The 20,761-nt window shown below is 39.6% G+C and carries 25 protein-coding genes and 2 pseudogenes; 10 read left to right on the top strand and 17 right to left on the bottom strand.

All coding sequences use genetic code 11. The annotated features are described in order from the left end of the window. Positions 1-348: 348 nt before the first annotated feature. Positions 349-1,599, bottom strand: coding sequence for a Y-family DNA polymerase (locus F5613_RS16415; protein ID WP_179400352.1), 1,251 nt, complete (start codon positions 1,597-1,599; stop codon positions 349-351). After that, entirely contained in the window at positions 1,596-2,051 is a 456-nt protein-coding gene (locus F5613_RS16410; RefSeq protein WP_179400353.1) for a LexA family protein, read from the bottom strand. Before F5613_RS16410 ends, F5613_RS16415 begins: the two co-directional genes overlap by 4 nt. Before the next feature lie 422 nt (positions 2,052-2,473). On the opposite strand from F5613_RS16410, the gene F5613_RS16405 reads away from it, so the two are divergent. The 6 genes and pseudogenes from F5613_RS16405 to F5613_RS16380 all read left to right on the top strand — a co-directional run bounded on the left by F5613_RS16405 (position 2,474) and on the right by F5613_RS16380 (position 7,394). Beyond that, positions 2,474-2,734, top strand: coding sequence for a hypothetical protein (locus tag F5613_RS16405; RefSeq protein ID WP_179400354.1), 261 nt, complete (start codon positions 2,474-2,476; stop codon positions 2,732-2,734). A 10-nt stretch (positions 2,735-2,744) separates the two neighbouring features. Further along, on the top strand, positions 2,745-3,737 hold the full coding sequence (locus tag F5613_RS16400) for a fusion protein (protein WP_179400524.1): 993 nt from the start codon (positions 2,745-2,747) through the stop codon (positions 3,735-3,737). A gap of 49 nt (positions 3,738-3,786) precedes the next feature. Further along, positions 3,787-3,990, top strand: a pseudogene (locus tag F5613_RS16395) (PcfK-like family protein); the annotation flags it as partial. 141 nt (positions 3,991-4,131) lie between these two features. Next, positions 4,132-5,361, top strand: a complete 1,230-nt coding sequence (locus tag F5613_RS16390) for a tyrosine-type recombinase/integrase (RefSeq protein ID WP_246303451.1) — start codon at positions 4,132-4,134, stop codon at positions 5,359-5,361. Between the two features lie 420 nt (positions 5,362-5,781). Beyond that, positions 5,782-6,369, top strand: a complete 588-nt coding sequence (locus tag F5613_RS16590; protein ID WP_246303450.1) for a tyrosine-type recombinase/integrase — start codon at positions 5,782-5,784, stop codon at positions 6,367-6,369. Further along, a complete protein-coding gene (locus F5613_RS16380; RefSeq protein WP_179400556.1) occupies positions 6,366-7,394 on the top strand; it encodes a tyrosine-type recombinase/integrase in 1,029 nt (342 codons plus the stop codon). Before F5613_RS16590 ends, F5613_RS16380 begins: the two co-directional genes overlap by 4 nt. A 120-nt stretch (positions 7,395-7,514) precedes the next feature. On the opposite strand, the gene F5613_RS16375 is transcribed toward F5613_RS16380, so the two are convergent. Then, on the bottom strand, positions 7,515-7,871 hold the full coding sequence (locus F5613_RS16375) for a hypothetical protein (protein ID WP_179400555.1): 357 nt from the start codon (positions 7,869-7,871) through the stop codon (positions 7,515-7,517). Further along, positions 7,820-9,715: an AAA family ATPase gene (locus F5613_RS16370; RefSeq protein WP_179400554.1), complete on the bottom strand. Its 1,896-nt coding sequence runs from the start codon at positions 9,713-9,715 to the stop codon at positions 7,820-7,822. Before F5613_RS16370 ends, F5613_RS16375 begins: the two co-directional genes overlap by 52 nt. A 179-nt stretch (positions 9,716-9,894) precedes the next feature. Here F5613_RS16370 and F5613_RS16365 point away from each other — a divergent pair, with 179 nt between their 5' ends. The 4 genes from F5613_RS16365 to F5613_RS16350 are packed head-to-tail and all read left to right on the top strand — an operon-like array spanning position 9,895 to position 11,926. After that, positions 9,895-10,140 carry a Cas9 inhibitor AcrIIA9 family protein gene (locus F5613_RS16365; RefSeq protein ID WP_179400553.1) on the top strand — a complete coding sequence of 82 codons (246 nt, stop codon included), beginning with the start codon at positions 9,895-9,897 and terminating at the stop codon, positions 10,138-10,140. Positions 10,141-10,144: 4 nt separating this feature from the next. Further along, positions 10,145-11,437, top strand: coding sequence for a PcfJ domain-containing protein (locus F5613_RS16360; RefSeq protein ID WP_179400552.1), 1,293 nt, complete (start codon positions 10,145-10,147; stop codon positions 11,435-11,437). 22 nt (positions 11,438-11,459) lie between these two features. Next, positions 11,460-11,702, top strand: coding sequence for a DUF7258 domain-containing protein (locus tag F5613_RS16355; protein WP_179400551.1), 243 nt, complete (start codon positions 11,460-11,462; stop codon positions 11,700-11,702). Between the two features lie 11 nt (positions 11,703-11,713). Next, entirely contained in the window at positions 11,714-11,926 is a 213-nt protein-coding gene (locus F5613_RS16350) for a DUF3873 family protein (protein WP_179400550.1), read from the top strand. Positions 11,927-12,020: 94 nt separating this feature from the next. Here F5613_RS16350 and F5613_RS16345 read toward each other — a convergent pair whose 3' ends face one another. The 13 genes and pseudogenes from F5613_RS16345 to F5613_RS16720 form a co-directional block, all read right to left on the bottom strand. Next, entirely contained in the window at positions 12,021-12,866 is an 846-nt protein-coding gene (locus tag F5613_RS16345; RefSeq protein WP_179400549.1) for a macro domain-containing protein, read from the bottom strand. 7 nt (positions 12,867-12,873) lie between these two features. Beyond that, positions 12,874-13,440, bottom strand: a complete 567-nt coding sequence (locus tag F5613_RS16340) for a TIR domain-containing protein (protein ID WP_179400548.1) — start codon at positions 13,438-13,440, stop codon at positions 12,874-12,876. 27 nt (positions 13,441-13,467) lie between these two features. Beyond that, the gene (locus F5613_RS16335) at positions 13,468-13,983 is read right to left on the bottom strand and encodes a TIR domain-containing protein (protein ID WP_179400547.1); all 516 of its coding nucleotides are present in this window, start codon (positions 13,981-13,983) and stop codon (positions 13,468-13,470) included. A gap of 89 nt (positions 13,984-14,072) precedes the next feature. Next, a complete protein-coding gene (locus F5613_RS16585) occupies positions 14,073-14,330 on the bottom strand; it encodes a PH domain-containing protein (RefSeq protein ID WP_317171270.1) in 258 nt (85 codons plus the stop codon). Positions 14,331-14,527: 197 nt separating this feature from the next. After that, positions 14,528-15,130 (bottom strand): M23 family metallopeptidase, encoded by a 603-nt coding sequence (locus F5613_RS16325; protein WP_179400546.1) that lies wholly within the window; start codon positions 15,128-15,130, stop codon positions 14,528-14,530. 78 nt (positions 15,131-15,208) lie between these two features. Then, the gene (locus F5613_RS16320) at positions 15,209-15,601 is read right to left on the bottom strand and encodes a DUF3872 domain-containing protein (RefSeq protein ID WP_246303452.1); all 393 of its coding nucleotides are present in this window, start codon (positions 15,599-15,601) and stop codon (positions 15,209-15,211) included. 115 nt (positions 15,602-15,716) lie between these two features. Next, a complete protein-coding gene (locus F5613_RS16315; protein WP_179400544.1) occupies positions 15,717-16,301 on the bottom strand; it encodes a conjugal transfer protein TraO in 585 nt (194 codons plus the stop codon). A gap of 4 nt (positions 16,302-16,305) precedes the next feature. Continuing rightward, a complete protein-coding gene (traN, locus tag F5613_RS16310; protein ID WP_179400543.1) occupies positions 16,306-17,235 on the bottom strand; it encodes a conjugative transposon protein TraN in 930 nt (309 codons plus the stop codon). A gap of 81 nt (positions 17,236-17,316) precedes the next feature. Continuing rightward, positions 17,317-18,657, bottom strand: a complete 1,341-nt coding sequence (gene traM / locus F5613_RS16305) for a conjugative transposon protein TraM (RefSeq protein WP_179400542.1) — start codon at positions 18,655-18,657, stop codon at positions 17,317-17,319. Then, entirely contained in the window at positions 18,650-18,928 is a 279-nt protein-coding gene (locus F5613_RS16300) for a TraL conjugative transposon family protein (RefSeq protein WP_179400541.1), read from the bottom strand. The genes traM and F5613_RS16300 overlap by 8 nt, the downstream gene beginning before the upstream one ends. 4 nt (positions 18,929-18,932) lie before the next feature. Further along, entirely contained in the window at positions 18,933-19,556 is a 624-nt protein-coding gene (traK, locus tag F5613_RS16295) for a conjugative transposon protein TraK (protein ID WP_179400540.1), read from the bottom strand. A 92-nt stretch (positions 19,557-19,648) separates the two neighbouring features. Continuing rightward, a complete protein-coding gene (traJ, locus tag F5613_RS16290) occupies positions 19,649-20,635 on the bottom strand; it encodes a conjugative transposon protein TraJ (RefSeq protein WP_179400539.1) in 987 nt (328 codons plus the stop codon). Positions 20,636-20,664: 29 nt separating this feature from the next. Next, positions 20,665-20,761, bottom strand: a pseudogene (locus F5613_RS16720) (DUF4141 domain-containing protein); the annotation flags it as partial.

Genomic DNA, 20,761 nt, shown 5'->3' with positions numbered 1-20,761 from the left:
TATCTATCTCCCGATGGCAAAAAACTTTATGGTAAAAAGAGAATTTAAACGATACTTGTAAACAGACCAAAAGCCTATTTCTTCATTGAGATAGGCTTTTTCTTTATCGCACCTGCAACACTCTTTGTGTTTCCGTTTCGTTTGCGTAATCTTCTTGTCTGCCACGCTTCGCCGGGCAGGAAGTTACGAGAACTGCACTCACACATCAAAGAAAGTTTCGGTAGGAAAACACAAGCATACTCTTTTGAAGCGTATCGTACCCTTGTAAAGATTGTTTTGTCGGAACAATGTATTTAGACGGTTTTTATTTTCACGCAATTATGCTTGAAGCACATAATCTTCCCCGTTCTAATTAATCCGTATTGCGTCTTTCAGGCGGGTGGAATAACAAGGAGAAAGATTGTTCTGCCTCATTTTCCATTCGTGGTCTATGCCCTGAGCACCGAAAATAACCGATTTTGGATACTTGGAATTGATCAGGTCAAGCGTTTTTGTCAATCTCCTCTGTTTTTCTCTGTTCAAGCCATCAAAAAGATTGGTCTGGATACAACTGTCGGGAACGATATTGGTAATCATCACGCCCGCTTTCTTGTACTGATATCCTTCCTTGAAAATCTTTTTCAACGCTTCAAGCGCATAATGAATTATTTCAGCTGGGAAATTTGTCGGCACGGGCAGTTCGATAATGCTACTCTGATAATATTGCGGCAAATCTTCCTTGAATTTATTGGTATGGATAAACACCATCAGTGAAGTGGCACAGGACTTTTGCCTTCTTAGCTTTCCGGCACAAAGCGAGGCAAAAGTAGCTACCGACTCGGACAATGGGATATATTCCGAAACCATATTACCAAAACTTCGGGATGTGAGGATCTGCTTTTTGTTGGGAAGTACCTGCTCCAAGCCTATGCAGGCTTCGCCGTTGAGCTCACGCCAGGTGCGTTCGCCAACAATGGTCATATATTTGCGTACCCACGAACTGCTTTTCTGCGTAAAGTCAAATGCTGTTTTTATGCCTTGGGATTCTAAAAACTTCCGGTGCTGTCTTCCGATACCCCACACATCACCTATTTCTGTTTTCTGTAATGCTTTGATACGTTTTTCGTCCGAATCGATAATGCAGACATTTTTATAAGCGGGATATTTTTTAGCAAAACGGTTACCCAATTTTGCCAATGTTTTGGTAGGCGCGATGCCCAAAGAAACAGGAATGCCGGTCCATTTTGTGATAGTTCCAACTATTTTTTTGCCGTAATTAGCTAAATCACTAAATCCGTCCAATGCTAAAAATGCTTCGTCAATCGAGTAAATCTCCACATCGGGCGTAAATTGGCGGATGATATTCATCACTCGGTTCGACATATCACCGTAAAGTGTAAAATTGGTCGAGAAAACGGCAACCTTTTTCGTCCTTACCAAATCGTCTATCTGGTAAAAAGGGGTTCCCATTTTAATGCCAAGTCCTTTGGCTTCGTTACTTCTGGCAATAACACAGCCGTCGTTGTTGCTTAGCACAACCACAGCTTGTCCGTTGAGAGCGGGATTGAATACGCGCTCGCAAGAAGCATAGAAATTATTGCAGTCGAGAAGTCCTATCATCGTTTAATATGCAGACAATTTTTGATACTGTATGTTACCACACCCCACACCATAAACTGGTTTTCTTCTGTCACTTTTATTGGTTGGTAATCGTCATTTTCGGGCATCAGCCATATAATATCATTGTCTCTTTTGATAAATTTGGTCGTAAATTCGCCGTCAATAAAGCACACAGCCAAATAATTATCACAAAACTCCATCGAGCGGTCGATAACGAGAATATCACCGTGCATAAGGCCTATCTTTTTCAGGCTGTCGCCATTCACTACACCGTAAAATGTCGCCTCTTTATTTTTAATCAATTCCTTATTCAAATCAATCGATTGGTCTAAAAAATCTTGGGCAGGAGAAGGAAATCCAGCCTTTATACCTTCATTGGCAAAAGGCAGAGCGAGTTCCGTTTGTGTGTCGGAACGGTAAATGCGAATTTTGTGTTTTGACTTGTTAATCATAGCTACAAAAATAGAATTTATTGAGCTATCTCCTTCTTTTTTAATCTTAAAATATTTGTGTCGTATAACCGGATTTCAAGCATCTTTCTCATTATAAAAGAAATCTGTTCAAAAAACTTTTCAACGGTATATTTCTCTCTTTTCCTTGCCTTCCTAATTCTTCCACATTCCGGTTAAAGTCATCCTTTTGAGCGGTCGCTTTTGTTCTGCGGGCAAAGGTATGAACGTGCAGATTACGGACTGTAAAGTTCGAGCCACAAGTGGTTTTGCCACAAATCTTCCTCTTTCCCTCCCTGAAAAATTGGGGTCGGGCGAGCGTATTTATTGCAAAAAACTTGACAGTCCTATGCACTATCCCTTTTTATGCCCTCGAAACAAAAAACGACCGACGTGATGGATGACGCAAAAAAAATGTCAGAATTATGAGAAAAGAGAAAAACATACTGAAACAAAACTCCCTCGGCTCCGGAATCATCATAAAATTGGTGGCGGTAGTGGTTTGGATAGCGTTTTTAGGGTTGTTATCTCGTTCGGGTGGAACTATTTCCCTTGTGGTGGCAGGTTGGCTTATCTGGAAGTTATTAAGACTCTTTTTCAAGTTTGTAGGCTTGCTTTTCTCTCTCTTTCTGACAGTTGTTTCTATCGGGATTATTCTCGTAATCATCACATTATTAATTTTTTAAAATCAGAAATATGAGCAAAGTATTTTTATTAGGTGCAAACAAGGAAATTGACAGAGCCAAACAAGTGGTAGAAGTCAATCAGATTATCCAAATGGAGGGCTACAACAACGATAAATACGTTGTGTGCGACATTCTTAAAAGAGATTGGGGTATAGCATATAAGTTAATTTGTTTACGGACAAAGGAATTCTACATTGCGGATATTATCCGACCATTGAAAGAAAAATTCGGTATCGGCTATTATTACGACCAGGACAATCCGACATTTTTGGACGGCATTGAAGTCGCAATGCTATTGCAGGAGGCACAGCAAAAGAAGAAAACAGAGCAGGACGAAGCCGAACAGGAAAAAAACAGAGTAGAACAGGTTAGGGAAATCGGTCGCAAACGCTTTGCTGAGATATTTCCCGAAGATGCACAGGCGGTTATCGTAGCACGTTTAAGACAAAACGAGAGCGACAGCTATACTGATTACTACTCATATAGCACACAGCGGACGGTTATCATAGGTTTTTCCAAGCACAAAAGGGACATCTTTTCTGAAATGCGTAAACACGCATCCAACTTTGAGGAAACCGCTTATTTAGCTGAGCCTAACGAAGATTACGAACACCGTGAGAAGTACAGCATGGGCGACGGCTACTATTTGGGCGAAAGCAAATATCACGGTTGGATAATCGAGAAAGAACCCGTGTATAAACGTGAAAACACGATAGAGGAATTTGCCTACACCGCAGGAAACGAGGATAACATTCATATCAACAAGAACGGAGGTACAACGCCGCCAAGCAAGCCGACAGGAGGCAAAGCAAATTGCACATTGGTTGAGTATTCAACCAAAGCGGTGGCGGTTTTCGGAGAAACAAAGTCAATCAAAGACGAACTTAAAGCAATGGGCGGACGATTTAACGCTCGATTGACTTTCAATGGTCAGAAGTTGGCAGGGTGGATATTCCCAAAATCACAAGAGCAACGGTTAGCGTATTATTTCGGATTAGATTAATTATTCACAAGGGACAGAGCCTATTCTGTCCCACAAATTAAATACAGATATGAAAGGCTCAAATCATTTCAAGAACACGATAAAGGCATATTTAGACCAACGTGCCGAAACGGACATATTATTTTCATTCCAATATTCCAAACCAGAAAAGAGCATTGACGATTGTGTAACATACATTCTGAACGAGGTCAAGAAAAGCAGTTGTAACGGTTTTCACGATGATGAAATTTTCAATATGGCGGTACATTTTTATCCCAAGTAGCTAAAAATCCAAAGTTGATATGCCTGTCCTGCCTCATATATCTATAAATCAGCAATTTAAAATTCACTTTTGATAATTTTCTTCTGATAATTTTGTATACTTCGCTGATCTTATAATTAAAAATAAAGAAAGATGGTAACAAAATTATTTTCAGATTTAGTTCATGAATGCATGGCAGTCATGAAAAATGTAGGATTTAGCGAGAAGACCATAGAGACATATCGGTCTATATGGTATGAAAAAGTTAAACCTTTCATGGAAACAAATGGAGAGGAGTACTATTCCTCCCAAGTTGGAGAGATATTTCTATCCTCTCTTCCGACAGATGTGATGCAAACTTACAATCATTTAGGTAGATGCATCACAATCCTCAATACAGTTCTTGAGACTGGTAGTATTAAACGTTATGTGCCTCAAAAGCAAAGCTTTGATATGGGCGGGGAAATTGGGAGTATCATGTTAGAGTTTTTGTCTTATAAACGAGAACATCGCGTAGCAGATAGAACCTTATATGTATATGAAAGAATGCTCGGTCGATTTTTAACGTTTCTGAGAATTAGAGGAATAGAAACTTTGTCGACTTTGACGGAACAGCATCTTCTGGATTTTGTAGCATCAGTGCAGATAAACAAATCACAGCGTGTTTTCGTCCTCAGAGGGTTGTGCTATTATTTAGTTGAGAGTAAGTTGGTTCCTCAATACTTTGGCACACTAATTAAGGGATTTAGATTTCCTCAAAAAGAAAAACTCCCTTCGGTTTATACAGAAGAAGAGATTGCCCTTATTGGTAATGCTATAAATAAAAGTGAATTTGGAGGCAAACGCTTATATGCAGTTTTTATGCTGGCATCTCGATTGGCATTGCGTACATCGGATATCATTAATCTAAAGTTTGAAAACATTGATTGGGATAAGAATTGTATTACACTTATCCAGCAGAAAACCAAACGTAAAATTGAACTACCACTTACAGCAGAAGTTGGTAATGCTATCGTGGATTATCTTAAAAATGAGAGAGAGGTCGGGAGAAGCAACTTTATATTCATTACTCTCAAACCACCATTTGAGCCAGTTTCCAGAGATACTATTTATGTAGGCATCCAAACCGCTATATATAAATCGAAGATACATGTAGGAAAACGGCATCACGGAATACATTCCATGCGCCATTCCTTGGCATCCAAGTTATTGAAAGATGAACAATCATTGCCTATGATATCCAGTATATTGGGACATGCTTCATCTCAATCAACGATGAATTATCTTCGGGTTGATCTTGAAGGTATGAAAAAATGTCTGCTTGAGGTACCTCAGGTTCCGGACTCATTTTATACACAGAAAGGAGGGATTTTCTATGAGTAACCGATGTTATCACGAACCAAAGCTTGTCAGTGCTTTGGCACCACTGATGTACGACTATATTAAAATGCTTCAGACCAAAAATATACACCCTTGTCAATTTGCTACTATTTTTAAAGAGATTGACGGCATGTATCAAGTTAAGAAACTTGGTTTCCCAATAATGACCAGAGAAATTTTTCTTTGTTGGAAAGAGGAATTTGCTAATAGGAACCAACGCACAGCCTATGAAAAGGTGATGCACTTTCGTCAGTTCTGTCAATATATGTGTCATATGGGGTTTGATTCATTCATTCCTCTGACTCCCAAACGTCCAAAAGAGAGTTACATCCCCCGTGTGTATTCTCATGAGGAAGTCGCTATGATCTTCAAGACGATAGATTCTACAGTCTTACAAGTTCATCACATGACTACGTGTCTGATATGTATATTCCGACGATACTGCGTTTCCTATATTATTGTGGAGCCCGTGTTGGAGAAACGATAGAGATAAAAAATGAAGATGTAAATATAGAAAAGGGATTTGTCTTACTGAAAAAGACAAAGAACCGTCAACATCGACTAATTCCTCTAAATGAGGACATGAAGTCTGCGTTGATTACCTATATAGGATACCGTAATAAAATGCCGATAAAAGGCATTGATAATCCATGTGCCCCTTTGTTCGTCAATCATCTTGGAAAGATGATGTCGACCAATGCCGTTTATCTACATTTCCGCAGAATCCTTGAAAAATGTGGCATAAGCCATAGTGGCAAAGGACAAGGACCACGAGTACATGATCTAAGGCACACTTTTGCTGTTCATTCTTTGCATCAAATGGTAAAATCAGGACTCGACATTTATACGGCATGGCCCATCCTGTCTGTACTTCTCGGACATCACGATATTTATGCGACAGAACATTACGTTCGTCTAACATTAGAGATTTACCCTAATTTAATCGAAGAAGAGGGTAAAAGTATTGGCAACATATTCCCTGATATCCCTAATAAAACAAATCCAGTATGAATGAAATAACAGATTTAGCAAAATATTTAAATCGTTTCTTTGTAGAATACCTTCCCCTCGAAAGAGGTGTTAGCAAGCATACGATTCGAAGTTATAGTGACACATTTACGGTGTGGTATGAGTTTTTTCTCAGCCAGAAGAAAATACCGGCCAACAAGGTCATGTTAGACCACATTACACGGCAAAATGTTTTGACATTCTTAAATTGGCTTGAGAAAGAACGTAATAGTTCTCCTACGACACGAAACTCTCGTCTGGCATCTTTACGCGCTTTCTGCTATTTCATGCAGTATCAGGACGTTAAGAATATCAATAAATGGCAAGAGGTTCTGACCATCAAAGCCAAGAAAACAGAGCAATCCACCGTTTCCTTTTTAACTCAAGAAGGTATGTCAACTTTGCTGGCACAAATACCGACGGATACGATACAAGGGCGACGCCATCTTGCTATTTTGGCATTTTTGTATGATACAGGAGCACGTGCTCAAGAGTTAATTTCCTTCACTCCACAAAACATAAACTTTAGTAAGCCTATGCATGTGACATTGTACGGGAAAGGTAAAAAGAGACGCATCGTCCCGATACATGAAAAATTATGTGTTATTCTTCGTGCATATATGAAAGATAAAGGGATTGATGAGAACATGGTTGGTAAAGATCCCCTGTTCACTAATGCCCATGATAGAATACTGACAACCGCTGGATTGGCACATATTATAAATATGTATGCTTCACTGGTACGAACTCAATATCCAGGGCTACTCCCTGAAAAAATCTCACCGCATACGTTCCGCCATTCGAAAGCTACCCATCTTTTACAGGCTGGTCTTAACATTATTTATGTGCGTGACATCCTAGGACATAACTCTGTAAGGTACACAGAAATTTATGCCCGAGTAGACTCAAAACAAAAACGTGAAGCTCTCGATAATGCCTATGTAGATCTTATTCCACGTCCTTCTCAAGATGGAGTCTGGGAAAAGGATAAGGAGTTACTGAATTGGCTCAAAGGGCTGGGGAAATAATCATCAACTTGTGTTCGAAATAATATGCCCTATATTCATGTCGTTTATAGGGCATTATTTTTCTATCCTAACTACATGAGATTATAATAAAATAATCTTTACACATCTCATCTGCTGCAATTACGCTAAGTTCTCCTTACAATCCTTATACAGCTTTATTAGGTGAAAAATTGACATATCTATCAATGGCTCAAACATAAAGCTATTTACGTGAATGAGTTCTGGTGTCATCATATTAACTCGCTCTATGATATCCTTATTGCTATCGGTAGGGCAAGTATCCTTATATAAGCTTGTCCACTTTCCGGTCTGATTACCGGAAACAACAAGGACCGCTTCATCTTTTCCAGAAGCAATTATCTTGTCATGCATATATTTTTCGGCTAAATGACGAATAGCAATAGAAAGTACAATTTTATTTTGTATTAACACTGGATTAGGCGTTGCCTCGTTTGCAATTGCGTCTGCCGTAGCCATATAAGGTTATATACTTTATTAACAGTTTTTGTACGCTTTATGCCTTTGCCTAATGTGTAATCATTCAGAATGTCTATGACTTGGCTTTCAGTGATGCTCGTTGTGTCGCCTTTCATATGTAGACAATCAGTAAGTGTGATATATTCTGACACCTTCTCTCCTTTTGTATACTCTATCAGATTTCTTACAAAAGGTATCATGCTGATGAAAATTTTGTCATTGTCATCATGTCCTACAAAAGCATTAGCATATACGTTACCCTTATATTGTCCGGTCTCCAAAGTAACCTTGCCGTCTGCTGTCCGTTCAACCATCCAAAGATTATTCTGAAATAGACTCAAACGAGACGAAACTGTACGGTAAAAATCATAGTTATGGGTCATAATGAGCATATAAAACTTATTGCCACCTCTTTCAGCTAAATCCTTGATATATTCAACAATGGCGTATTTATTCTGGTAGTCAAAAGAATCGGCTATATCATCCATCACCAAAATGCAATCATCGCCAACCATCTTGCGAGCCTCCATTTCAAAAAGAAACTGCAAAATAATAAAAGCACGTTTCTCTCCACGGCTCAATATTTTGTCTAATTCCTTTCTTTCCTTAATAATGGGTGCTTGCCCTTCCACAATATAAGAAAATTGAAGTTTTGCGGCTTCTTTTTTTAAGATAATGTCTCGCTGGTTAGCTATAGAAACTTTTAATGGTACGTGGAAGCGAGCATTATAGAGATTAATTATATCTTTCCATCTTTCTTGTTGTTCTCCGGCTTGTAGCAACACTTCAAGCAACTTATCCTTGTTTTCGTTATAAATCTGGATATATGAATCGAAAAGTGGCTTTACATCTGTCTTAGCGAGGTAGCCTAACCAAACTTTCTTGCGAAAATCTTCATAATTGAGCATTTCAAGAATCCACTCCGGATGCGATTCAATTACTGCCTTAAATCCTCGCAGTTCTGTGTTTTTATCAATAGCTTTCGTTATTTTTTCAAAAGATTTTCTCAACTTTTCATCGTTGAGTATTCTTTCTTGTTCGTCGGACATCATTTTCTGTAACTGCTCATGAGAGGTGACTTCTGTTCCATCCTGTAATACAATCTTATGCTGTACCCCAAAAAAGACGCCATCAGAAACATACTGAGACAACTGTGTTACTTGATAAGTTCCAAAAGCATGAGCTCCAACAGAACGATACAATGTGGATTCGGTTAAAAGTTTTTCATAATTCTCAATGTACTCTTTTAGATTTTCCTTATGGTTTTCAAGAAATGCTTTTACTGCTCCCTTTGTATCGAAAACATCATTATATCGGAATTCAAATACTGGCAATCCAATATTTACCTCAGGATCTATTTTCTCCAAAATACTAAAAATAGTATCATCTTCATTCTGTGTAAAGGTTTCTACTATTTCTTTTTCACAATCGGTACTTTGTGAACTGCTCTTCAACTTAGTCATCAGAGATTCTTTCTCCTTTGTTAGCTTTTGATATATTTCATCATATTTTGTTTTAAGCTCAACACTAGCTAGGAAGTTTATAAAAGAGCCGGAACTATCTATCTCATCATCACCATTTACTACAAAAATATTTTTATTCAATATATTATTACCATCGGCTGTTAAATCATACTTAACATCATTTTCCTTGCAAAGTTGGTCACAAGGTTTTTCTTTTGATTGTTCTGACAGAAATTTCATTGTCTTGGCAAACGATGTTTTCATTGTCCCATTAGCCGCATATATAAGATGCACTTGTTTTCCAGCGGAAAACTTAAATTCATGGTTAAGACTCTTAATGCCAAAACAGTTTAACCAATCTATCTTTATACTCTGTATCATCCTATTGTGTTTTTCACAAAGGTAGTGAATAAACCTAAAAGCAAAGGGAATTTAAGCAGTAAACTACCAGAAATCAAGCTAATATTATCCAAAGCTATTCTGAAAACTATTGACTGTAAAGTATTGACAATCAATATTGGATATAAACAGCTTTGGATAATGATATACTTTGGATAATAATGATTATCAAAACTTGTGATAAACATTATTACGATGAAGATACCATTGAGATAGGCGAACCGATGAACAATGCTCACGTAGTAGTAAACCACTTCGTTGAATTGACCGAAGAAGAAAAGCAACAAGCACGAAAAGACGCTATACAACAGTTGCAAAACGAGGAGTATAACAAAATAAAACAATCTGCGACAAAGAAAGCACCCAAACAAACCATTATTTCCCAACCAAGTTTATTTGATTTTTAAAGCTATGAAACCGAAAAATAAATTCCAGCAGCGAGTAGTTGAAGTAAGCAATAAACTGCCAAAACTGACGAAAAAGCAAGTCCAATGGGGATATGATAACATTATTGAACATATCGGACAAAGAACGGACAAAGGCAAAATCACTTGCACTAAATGCGGTCATTCGTGGCAAGGAAAAGGTTATTTGGTTGATACATTGACCGAATGTAACTGCCCCAATTGCAAAACCAGATTGAAAGTGAAAACTACTAAGAAGCGTGCTTTTTGCGAATATTACTATATGACCATTATGACCGCTTGCGAGGGTTTTCAAGTGATGCGTACCATTATGTTTAAGTATATCGCAAAAGTTGGTCATTTACCTGAATATACGCATTCGGAGGTAATGCAACGCTGGATTGCACCTGATGGGAAATACGCCACATTTGCACGGCTTCGTCAAACAATGGGAACAATGTATATTGATTCGTGGATATTCCATTCTCCACTCGAATTACGTAACGAAAGCAGCAATAATAAGTTTTGTGTTAATGTTTATGACAGAATAGGCACAGGCACTATATACCCGAAACAAAAACTAATTCCGGAACTGAAACGGGCAGGTTACAAAAAAGCGTTTTACAATCAAAAACCATTGGACTTGTTCCGTACCCTATTGGCTGACAGTAGAGCAGAAACCTTAATCAAGGCGGGATATACCAAACTATTCGAACGGATTATGGATATTGGTTGGAAAAACATTATCAACTATTGGCAATCAATCCGCATTTGTATCCGCGACGCTTACAAAATTGAAGATGCAACGCTTTGGTGCGACTATATCGACAATCTCCGCTTTTTCGGGAAAGACCTGCACAACGCCAAGTATATTTGCCCGACCGATTTACACGCAGAACACGACCGCTATATGCGGAAGAAAGCCAAAGCCGATGCACGACAGGAACTTGAAAAACAGTTGGAGAAAGAAGCCGAATATAAGGAAGCCAAAGCCAAATTCTTCGGGTTGATGTTTTCAGACGGACTTATCAGCGTTCGGGTACTCGAAAGCGTTGCCGACATTGTGTTGGAGGGAAAACTGATGCACCATTGTGTAGGCGGTTACCACTCGAAAACCGACAGCCTTATCCTTTCCGCTTGCATTGACGGACAACGGATTGAAACCATTGAGGTATCACTCTCACAACTGAAAGTTATTCAAAGCAGGGGCATTTGCAACAAGAACACCGAACATCACAGCCGAATTATTCAACTTGTGGAAAGCAATATCCCACTTATCGAAGAAAGATTAGCAGCATAAAACAAATAAAAAACATACAAATATGAAAGCAGCAGAAGTAACAACAGATTTAATCGGCAAGCGTTGTAAGTGTATCTTTACAGGCTTAATAGTAACAGGAACAATCGAGGAAATTAAGATAACCGAATACACAGCGGAAGTCAAAGTGAGATACGACAAAAAACATCGGTGGGGAAATGATGTGTACAAAGAAGGTTGGTCATTTGCCCGACTACACGACGATTTCGGCACTCTTCAACATCTTGAAATTATTGACAATAACTAATATCCATAGCGATGAATACAAATTCAATCAACAACAAAGGTTGCTCCGTTTGCGAGCAGGGCAAAGAGAATTACACTACATTTATTGCAGGTGCGTTCAAAGGAACGGAATACTACCAATATGATTACCGCCATACAAACGGAGAATTGTTCTCTACCGTTGCCAAATCATTGGAAGAATGTCGAAAACATAGGGACGAATGGCTATCGAATAAGCAGAAGTAACACAGACGGGCGGTTTTTCCGCCCGCTACTTTTTCCGTGAGCCTGAAATGGGCGGAGAAAAAGTAACAAAAAGCCCTTTTCAATATTGGCTGTTTCATAAGCCTTTTTCCATTGATTCAACATCTAATAAATTAATTTCATCTATTTTGTCTTTGTGTATGATGATGGTTAATTTAGCGGGATATTTGAATCTGTATTCGCTTAGTTTAAATGTCCAAAGCATTATTTTTAACAAATCTTCATCAGTAATATTTTTATGTTCCTTTATGCGGGTAATACCAGAACCAAATATTGGTACTGAAACATTTTTTTGAGCATAAATTCGATTGACTCTATCCCAAAAATTAATAAGGAATTCAATATATTCAGGCATTGTTAAATTAGCTCTATTCTCAACGTCAAATTTTGAAAAAGCCGTCAACAAATATTCATCATAAACAATAGTGGAGCTTAATTTATATTTTATTTTTTTTCCTCCTTTTCTTCTTTCTACATTTTTAGCAACAATATCCTCTGAATCAGATTGCTCGACTATGTATTTATCAAGTTCTTCAGTATTGTTACCACATATTTTTTTTATGAAAATACCATTGAGTGAGTGCTCTGATATCATCTTATTGTCAACCTGAGTATCAAAGTATTCATTAAAGCCAATAACCTTATATCCATCTTCTTTAAATATATCACCCTCTTTAATAATTACATTGCTGCCATCAATGTCTATCTTCACATTCTTTAGTTTATTAACGTAAATCCATATTGAAAAATAAATAATAATAAGGATAATTACGCACGAAATACCTATCCATAGATTGCATTTTTCACAAGTGGCGGGAAGAAAATTGAACAAATAGATAAATGATATTATACCTGAAATTACAGAAAAATATCCCCAAAATTTTGTCAGTATTCTTTTGTCGAAAAAAGTAACCTTCTTCATATTTAGTTTAATTAAAGAAATAATCATTTGGCGCGCATTTAGTATTTATCATTAAATCAGAATCGTTTAGAGCCGATTTGATTAACGATTTATCCAAAGGAATGTGCATGATGGGAACTTTCGATTTTGAATCTCTGAAAATCGGGAGATTGTCCCATAGGGATTTTATAGTATTATTTATTGATTTTCCAGTAAGAGTCAGCAACGATTGCTTATTATCATATTCGGGATATATAACAATAACAGGAAGTCCAAGCGTATTAATTCCATAATCTACTTCTTCTCTCAATGCCCTTGAATTTTTTGTTATAGAACTCAGAAAAAGTACAATGTTTTTTGAACAATTTAATCTTTCTCTTAATCTTGGTTTTAGTGTCTTTTCCCAATCACTTCCATCACGAACATTGTATGTTTTATCATGCGAATCATTGAATGGAAACGAACTGTCTTTTCCCTTCCATGCTCTTAGTAGATTGTAATAATAAAAATCTTTTGTAGCATGAGCTCCTAAAGATGATTCGCTAAAAGGCTCACTTACATAAAAAGCTGAATAATTACTTGTTTTGTTTCCCATAATATCTATTTGTTTGTTAAGCTCTGACTACTGACCGAAAGCGGATTTTACCGCTTGGTAATTCCAAACCAATTGTCCATTATTATATCCCCACATCGGCATATGAATGCCAACATTTTTTACAGCATCTGGGCATTTTGTTCTATCTACTGTGGTTGCTTTATACAACACAATAATATTTAATCCATCTCGCACAGCTTTCTCGCATTCATATTCAATATAACTTCGGTTATCGACAGAATACCCTCGTGCGCAAGCTCCTGTCCAACTATTTTTACTTCCACAATATTGACAACTACCACTTCTTACTGTTTTTGTATTATTTCCAACAATAAGAATAAATGTCTTAGACGCATTAAGCCTTGTAGCGAGAGAACTCTTGATGCTACAATTAAGACTATTGTCACGTGCCTGCTGTAAGTCGTGAGCATTAATAAACGATAAGCTAAAATAGTTACTGTCGTTCCATTTATTTAACTGCTCAACTGCATTACTGTCACTATCCCAATCAGCAGCAATGTAAGTTCTTGTTCTATAAATCATATTTATTTTTTTGCAAAAGTACTCATAAAAAGACACCTGACAAAATTACTTATCAAGTGTTTTTCAATAAGTTGTCCGAAGTCGCCTACCTACATTCGGGATAGAGCAATCTGTTCATTTATCGCCCTCTTAAACCAAAACGGATGGGCAACGCAATAATAGCAATTGGTAGCACCGCCAGTTGTAACCACAATAGAACCATACCCGAAGATACGCCCCAAAACACCCTGTACTACCTGAATACCCTCGCATTTGGCAAGAACCAGTTCAACCGTCCGGCGACTTATTACTCCCGTTTTGATTACCACTCGTTTGTTGGTTATGGCATATACTGACCCAATTTTCACTAATACACGCTGTATGAGAGAAACCAATCCCAAGAACAGAAGTGTGATCCCTAAATAAATAATGCGTTATTTTCATTTCATCAAAATATCACATAAACCCGATAGCCAATAGTATGGTAGGTTGCAAGAATAAGAAAGATGTATCCGTGCCCTGTACTTTATGTCTTCTCCGTGCTGTAAATATGTGGTAAGAAATTTCATGCTGTCTTTTCATTTATAATTTGTTTGCTCCATATTTCAATCAGGCAGTAACCCCATCCAATAGGATTCAAATAATGCCTCCCTTTCCTTATTTCATAATGCAAATGGCTGCCTGTCGATATCCCGGTATTACCCACACAAGCTATTTGTTGAGTGATACTTACTGAATCTCCTACATTCACTATCGTTTTGCTTAGATGGGCGTAAAGCGAATGAAAACCGCCTGTGTGTTCAATCTCTATATAATTCCCATACCCCGAACAGTAACCTTTACGGATTACTATTCCGTTTCCAGAGGCATACACAGGCGTACCCTTAGCCTTTGGAATATCAATTCCTGTATGAAATATCCGTCTTTTGTAAATGGGATGATAACGTATTCCGAAACCTGACGAAATACGCAGTGGTTTTTTAACAGGATAAATTATGGGGTAATCGCAAAGTTCATTAACAGACATTTGTAGTGAATCGGCTATTTGTTTGAACTCCTTAATAGAGTGAACTTTTTCGGTCAATTTTTCTATTTCCGACTTTCTGTTTAGCTGTGCGAAAATTGGAATATGCAATAAAATTGTGGAGATTAACAGTATATATCTCATAAGGTTTTCCGAGATTACAAAAAACGCCCGAAAATTATTCGAGCGTTTTCGTTTGGTTAGTGATTATTTTCGTTAATCTTATTCTTCCTTATCGCCGTTTTCATTCTGCCAGCTGAATGTCCTTTGCACCACCTGCCGGAAATTATCTTCGATATACACGTCGATAACCTGTTGGTCGGTAGATCGGGAAGTATAATACAGCCTGAACGTAGTCCTATCCAACGGGTATCGGTCATTCGGAAGCAACAGTGTTCCGTCATCCATTCGCAGTTCGCCCTTTCCATCAGGTTGGAAATACCTGATGAAGAACTTCGCCTGCTCATAGTCGCCCTCTTTTACCAGTTGGCAGCGGATTTCCGCAGTTTCATTCTGAACGATTTTTTTCTGCACCGGCATACAAACCAAATCATATGCGTAAACCTGATGAATATCCAAGTCGTCAGAACAGGCACAGACTACTGCCGCAAGCAGTAGCGTGTATAAAAAATATCGTGAAAGCCGAGTGCAATCAAGCTTGCTTGAAATTGCCGAGGCGCATCCGATATTATGTAAATATGCTAATGTTTTTTTCATTATAATTCTATGTTTAATCGATTATAAATTTCAGTCCCAGTCCAAATTGGGTATGGAAATGTCCTGTTGAAGTCCCCCACAATATCCGCTCACGTCCTGTAAGAAGCAACACAACACGGTCGGACAGGTAGGTTTCCATTTCCAATGTAATCGCACCGCCGTAGATAAAGCTGTCTTTATCCCGAAGCGTAGAGCCATCAAAGAGTCTCTTTTCTCCCCAGTTGCTTGTTTCGTATCCCGCGAGAGCAGATCCGCCCAAAGAGAAAAGCACAACTTTGTTCCGGTCGGAAAGGAATTTCAGGTAATAACCTCCCTCTGCCGTAAACTGGCTGACAGGTATTCTGTCCTCTTTATAGGGATAATACCTGTTCAGGAACTCCGCACCGAACACCCATTTGTTGGCGTTTCTGGTATAAGTCGCCATAGATGCCCCAAAATAATAGCCCAGTTCATTCTTATTGTCCGACGAATAAAATCCGTCCACCATTCCGCCTGTTACCTGTATGCCCTGCATTCCGGGTAAACAACGCTGCGCGTAGGCTTGGTCAATAAAGACCAGGCACAACGCAAACGTTAGTATGATTGATGATTTTTTCATCCTCTTACTTCACTTTGAGTTCATTGATAATTTTGGCTCTTACGAGGTCGGCGTTTTCAACCACGAACGACTGATGCCGTCCGCCCTCTTTTTCGTTCAGTTCGATAATCAGGTGCTTGTCATCGGGAATAGTGAACTTAGGCAAGGTAAATACGGCACGTTCTGTTTTCTTTCCACCTACCAATGTCAGGTTATTATGCGCCCGAAGCGGTACGATTACCTGTTCCTGAATAGCGGTACGTTTGGCTACTTTCTTATCGACGATTTTGAACGTGATGTAATCCACATCAAAAGGCACATTGGACGAATTTTTGAGTTGCAAATGAAAATACAGCAATCCGTTATGCGTGTAAATTCCTTTGAGCGTGTGCTGGATGCCGAAACGTTTAGATCCGATATGCTTAATTTCCCGATCGTCATTTTTGTAAATGGACTTCATTATCAGCTTGACCAACAAAGGCGATTCACTCCCCAATTCCCGCATATAAATCTCCTGTGCGTTGTTTGGGCGGTTTACCGCTTCGCCGTCGTGGATAAAGTCGGTCATTTCAATAGAAAGTTTCACGGGCTCATCAGCATATTTTACGTTGAACGTGTAATATGCCCCGTCTTCGGTGATAACTGCCAAATTGCTCTCCTTGGAAAAATCCCGAAGGGCAGCTTTTACCCGGAGAACGTTTTCTGCTCCATCCGCTTTGGCAGCCAACAGATCGGCAGAACCTAAGTCCACATAGCGGATAGCGGAAGGGAAAATAATATGTACCGTTTTTGAAAATGTTACCTCCAACGCATACGGAGGTATCATCCGGTTAAAAGTCAGCGGTCGTGTCAGACCGTCAAAATAATCGCCTTTGGAGGGCGTTGAAGTTGTGTCTTGCGCTTTTGCTGTGCATACGCACCCGATGAGGGCGAGTGCAAAAAGAAATTGTTTCATACGAAATTTGTTTTAATTGTTTAATGATTAAATTTGCTTGGATTTTTTTAGTGGTTGGCTTTCGCCGTTTTCTTGTTTCAATTATTGTGCTTTGGGAAGCAATAAAACCTTGTATCCCGCTTTCAACGTAACTTTGACCTCCCGCATCTTCTTACTGAAAAACTGCGATGTTCCCTGAATGGCGCTTCGTCCCAAATCGGCGGCAAGCTGTGATCCCGCATCGTCCGTTATCGTAATGCTGCTCCCCATTGATGTACCCATATTGGCGGCAATCTCTTTCATCGCGGTTATTTCGTCCGAGTTCGGAACAGAAATCCCTTGCATACCGTCCATATCATACACTTCCATTTCAACGGGTATCACATTGTCCGCATACTGAATGGAAGTAATGGTAATATGGAGGCGTTCCCCGCCAAGCTTTGCACTTCCGGTGAGAATCGTGTTTGCAGGTATCAACCTGTCTCCGGCTCTCATCGCCTCCAACAAACGAAGTTGCATTTCCTTTCCGTTGGAAATGCTTACGGTTTGGTACACCGAAGCACGGATACTGTTTTTATCCGTTACCGTTTCGTTTCCGGCAGCCGTGATAAATCCCATATTGCGGGGCTTGCCGTATTGCTCCAAAAACTCCCCGTTTTCCATTGGTGCAGCCAACAACGAAACCACGCTTTGATGGACTTGCGATACAGGTTTTGCAACATTTTTTTCTTTCAGGCTGATTGTATTATCTATTGTCTGTGCCTGTTCAGGCTGTCCGCCCGGCATATACTTGGCTGCAATGGCATACGATTTTTCAATCAGTTCAAGTTGTTGGTCGGCAGCCGATTTTTCAGCCAGTTGCCTTTCCAGTTCCTGAATGCGCTCGTCTTTTTCAAGCTGTGCCTGTTGTTTGTCCGTATTCGTTGCAGGATGCTCGTACCAGTCGTTCAACTGACGGTTTACATCTTGATAGGCATTTGCCGATGATTGAATAGTCGATGTGTTCCGGGAACCGCTGCCGTAATTGTAGGAATCTGCAACAGCAACTTGACTTTCGGGAGTAACCTGCGTTTTCCGGTCTTCTTCCTCCGTGAGTGCGAAGGCGAAATCCTGCAAACTCCGCATCTTTTCATTCTGCTTGTTTTGCATCGCTTCCTGCTCGTAAGCCGTCCGCTTGTCCCCGACGATAGCTTCATCTTTGGGAACAGGCAGTTCGGAATTAAATCCGTCGGGTTGCTGTTCTTCTTTTCTTCCGGGAGGGGCAAAAATGAGCCACATCGCACCGATAAACAAAAGTCCAAACAGCGGATAGACAAGCATCTTTTTCCGTTTCTGTATTTCCTGCGGAGTCAGTTCTTTTCTCGGTTTGGCCTCTTTACGCTCTTTTTTATTGGTTTCGGCAACGTCGGTTTTTATTTCGTCGCCTTCTTTTTCATTACTCATACTCAAATCTATTTAATTGGTTTATACTGTCTGCTTTTTGTTGCTGTTCCAACTCTAAGCGCTCGATATGCTCTATCTGCATTTGTTCCCGACCGCTTTTCTTTCCTATGTTGTAAATAGAGGAAACCGTTATGTAAATGGAAGCTGCACTGAACAGAAAAAGCATTACAAGGATTACGACAATCCGTCCGTCGGGCGATATTTGCCCCAACAATGACCGCAAGCCGTCTTCTATGCGGTCTCTCAGGTTTGTAATTTTCTTTCTTATCATAATGCTATCTGTCTATGGTTTGTAAATCCCTGTTTTCAATGATCTCAAAGCGTTCCATCGTAAATCCGTGCGGATTATTGTCGGAACGTACCGAGTTTATCAGGTCGCAGCGTGTAACCAGACTTCGTTCGGTTACGTTGCTTGCCCGGATAATCATCTGCCGTGCATAGGTAGTCGCCTTGTAAGGGTACATCTCGAAATTGCAGGCGACGGAATCAATCCGGATAACCTGATTGATATTGCCCGACACAATGCGGTTATAGTAGCCTTTCTCCTGCATATCCTGATAATATTTGAATGCACTTTTATCGACAAGGAACAACGCCCTGCTGACATTGCTTTCAATGGCTTTCTTATCGGGAGAGAGCGTGAAAAACAGCTCGTGAAAACGTTTTATATGCTCACGTGCTTCTACCGGACGGTTTTGTGATAAATCTTGCGAAAGTGCCACCATAAGCGATTTGCCTTCGTCCAATACATAGATTTTCTGCCGTTGCGCTTCGGCGAATGCGTAGGAATTCCAAACCGAATAGCCTGTTATTCCCGCACACAAGACGACAAATACAATAGCGATAATCCGTATCTGTTTGAAACTTGTCTCAATGTTTTTTAAACTTTTAAATTCCATATAATTAATTTGTTAATGTGATAATTTGCCAATATGCCAATGCCGTTATAATTAGTATCATTGACACATTAGCATATTGGCACATTGATTTATTATTTACCGATCAGGCGACCGCCGACATTTCCTGCTGTTGCACCCGCAACACCTCCGGCAATAGCACCTGCCTTACCCGCCGTTTTATTGATGGCTGAGGTAGCATTGCCCATTCCTCCGGCTTGGATTACCCAACCGGCTACGGACGGAATGGTAAAGTATCCGATAATCCCGATTATCAGGAACACGATATATACACCGTTTGAGCCGTCGGGGATATAGTTCGGGTTTTGCAGAAGAGCAACATCCTGTTGAAGCATCAATACCTGTATGCGGGCAAGTATCGAGGAGAAAATATCAGAAATGGGCAGCCACAGATAGACGCTGATATAGCGTGCAATCCATTGGGTCAGCGTTGACTGGAATCCGTCATAGACGGAAAAGGCAAACGCTATGGGTCCCAGTATGGCAAGCACGACCAGAAAGAATGTCCGTATCGTATCGATGACCAGTGCCGAAGCATTGAACAGCAACTCGAAAAAATCCCGTATCACTTGCCGGAACCACATCTTTATATCGTACCAGAGACGTTCGCCCCACATACTGACGACTTCGCCGGCATCGGTAATGCCGAGTTCTTTCATTTTCTGGTCGTACACTTTATCATCAACCAACCAGGCTTTCCCTTCACGCACCCGTGCCTCATATTCCAAATCTTCTTTCTGCTTCTGATACGCTTTCATATCGAGTGTCTGCGATACCAAAATACTGTTTGTGCCCTTGACGATCGGACTCATTACGGCATTGATTGTCCCCAACACCAATGTCGGGAAAAACATAATGCACAACCCGATGGCAAAAGGACGAAGCAGCGGAAATACGTCGATCGGTTCGGCACGGCTCAACGCCTGCCAAACCCGATATGCGACGTAAAACAAAGCACCTAATCCGGCTATTCCTTTTGCGACGCCAATCATATTACCGCAAAGCGGAAGCATTTCCTGATACAGATTCGCTAAAATCTGATGTAGGTTATCAAAATTCATAATTTGTCCTGTTTATTAATTGATTTTGATTACCAATACCTTTCAGACGGACTGCCATATAAGGACAATACCCTGTCGGTATCGTTCTTCTCCTTGGCGCGGATGTACGATACGGAAATACTCTTT

The organism is Macellibacteroides fermentans, from assembly GCF_013409575.1.
Lineage (GTDB): Bacteria > Bacteroidota > Bacteroidia > Bacteroidales > Tannerellaceae > Macellibacteroides > Macellibacteroides fermentans.
The sequence above is the reverse complement of the archived record's forward strand: the minus strand, read 5'-3'. Positions and strand labels throughout refer to the sequence as shown.

Bases quoted from the DNA above. Each gene is read 5' to 3' on its own strand.
- F5613_RS16415 (WP_179400352.1), bottom strand. From the start codon at position 1,599: ATGATAGGACTTCTCGACTGCAATAATTTCTATGCTTCTTGCGAGCGC.
- F5613_RS16410 (WP_179400353.1), bottom strand. From the start codon at position 2,051: ATGATTAACAAGTCAAAACACAAAATTCGCATTTACCGTTCCGACACA.
- F5613_RS16405 (WP_179400354.1), top strand. From the start codon at position 2,474: ATGAGAAAAGAGAAAAACATACTGAAACAAAACTCCCTCGGCTCCGGA.
- F5613_RS16400 (WP_179400524.1), top strand. From the start codon at position 2,745: ATGAGCAAAGTATTTTTATTAGGTGCAAACAAGGAAATTGACAGAGCC.
- F5613_RS16390 (WP_246303451.1), top strand. From the start codon at position 4,132: ATGGTAACAAAATTATTTTCAGATTTAGTTCATGAATGCATGGCAGTC.
- F5613_RS16590 (WP_246303450.1), top strand. From the start codon at position 5,782: ATGTATATTCCGACGATACTGCGTTTCCTATATTATTGTGGAGCCCGT.
- F5613_RS16380 (WP_179400556.1), top strand. From the start codon at position 6,366: ATGAATGAAATAACAGATTTAGCAAAATATTTAAATCGTTTCTTTGTA.
- F5613_RS16375 (WP_179400555.1), bottom strand. From the start codon at position 7,871: ATGGCTACGGCAGACGCAATTGCAAACGAGGCAACGCCTAATCCAGTG.
- F5613_RS16370 (WP_179400554.1), bottom strand. From the start codon at position 9,715: ATGATACAGAGTATAAAGATAGATTGGTTAAACTGTTTTGGCATTAAG.
- F5613_RS16365 (WP_179400553.1), top strand. From the start codon at position 9,895: ATGATTATCAAAACTTGTGATAAACATTATTACGATGAAGATACCATT.
- F5613_RS16360 (WP_179400552.1), top strand. From the start codon at position 10,145: ATGAAACCGAAAAATAAATTCCAGCAGCGAGTAGTTGAAGTAAGCAAT.
- F5613_RS16355 (WP_179400551.1), top strand. From the start codon at position 11,460: ATGAAAGCAGCAGAAGTAACAACAGATTTAATCGGCAAGCGTTGTAAG.
- F5613_RS16350 (WP_179400550.1), top strand. From the start codon at position 11,714: ATGAATACAAATTCAATCAACAACAAAGGTTGCTCCGTTTGCGAGCAG.
- F5613_RS16345 (WP_179400549.1), bottom strand. From the start codon at position 12,866: ATGAAGAAGGTTACTTTTTTCGACAAAAGAATACTGACAAAATTTTGG.
- F5613_RS16340 (WP_179400548.1), bottom strand. From the start codon at position 13,440: ATGGGAAACAAAACAAGTAATTATTCAGCTTTTTATGTAAGTGAGCCT.
- F5613_RS16335 (WP_179400547.1), bottom strand. From the start codon at position 13,983: ATGATTTATAGAACAAGAACTTACATTGCTGCTGATTGGGATAGTGAC.
- F5613_RS16325 (WP_179400546.1), bottom strand. From the start codon at position 15,130: ATGAGATATATACTGTTAATCTCCACAATTTTATTGCATATTCCAATT.
- F5613_RS16315 (WP_179400544.1), bottom strand. From the start codon at position 16,301: ATGAAAAAATCATCAATCATACTAACGTTTGCGTTGTGCCTGGTCTTT.
- traN (WP_179400543.1), bottom strand. From the start codon at position 17,235: ATGAAACAATTTCTTTTTGCACTCGCCCTCATCGGGTGCGTATGCACA.
- traM (WP_179400542.1), bottom strand. From the start codon at position 18,657: ATGAGTAATGAAAAAGAAGGCGACGAAATAAAAACCGACGTTGCCGAA.
- F5613_RS16300 (WP_179400541.1), bottom strand. From the start codon at position 18,928: ATGATAAGAAAGAAAATTACAAACCTGAGAGACCGCATAGAAGACGGC.
- traK (WP_179400540.1), bottom strand. From the start codon at position 19,556: ATGGAATTTAAAAGTTTAAAAAACATTGAGACAAGTTTCAAACAGATA.
- traJ (WP_179400539.1), bottom strand. From the start codon at position 20,635: ATGAATTTTGATAACCTACATCAGATTTTAGCGAATCTGTATCAGGAA.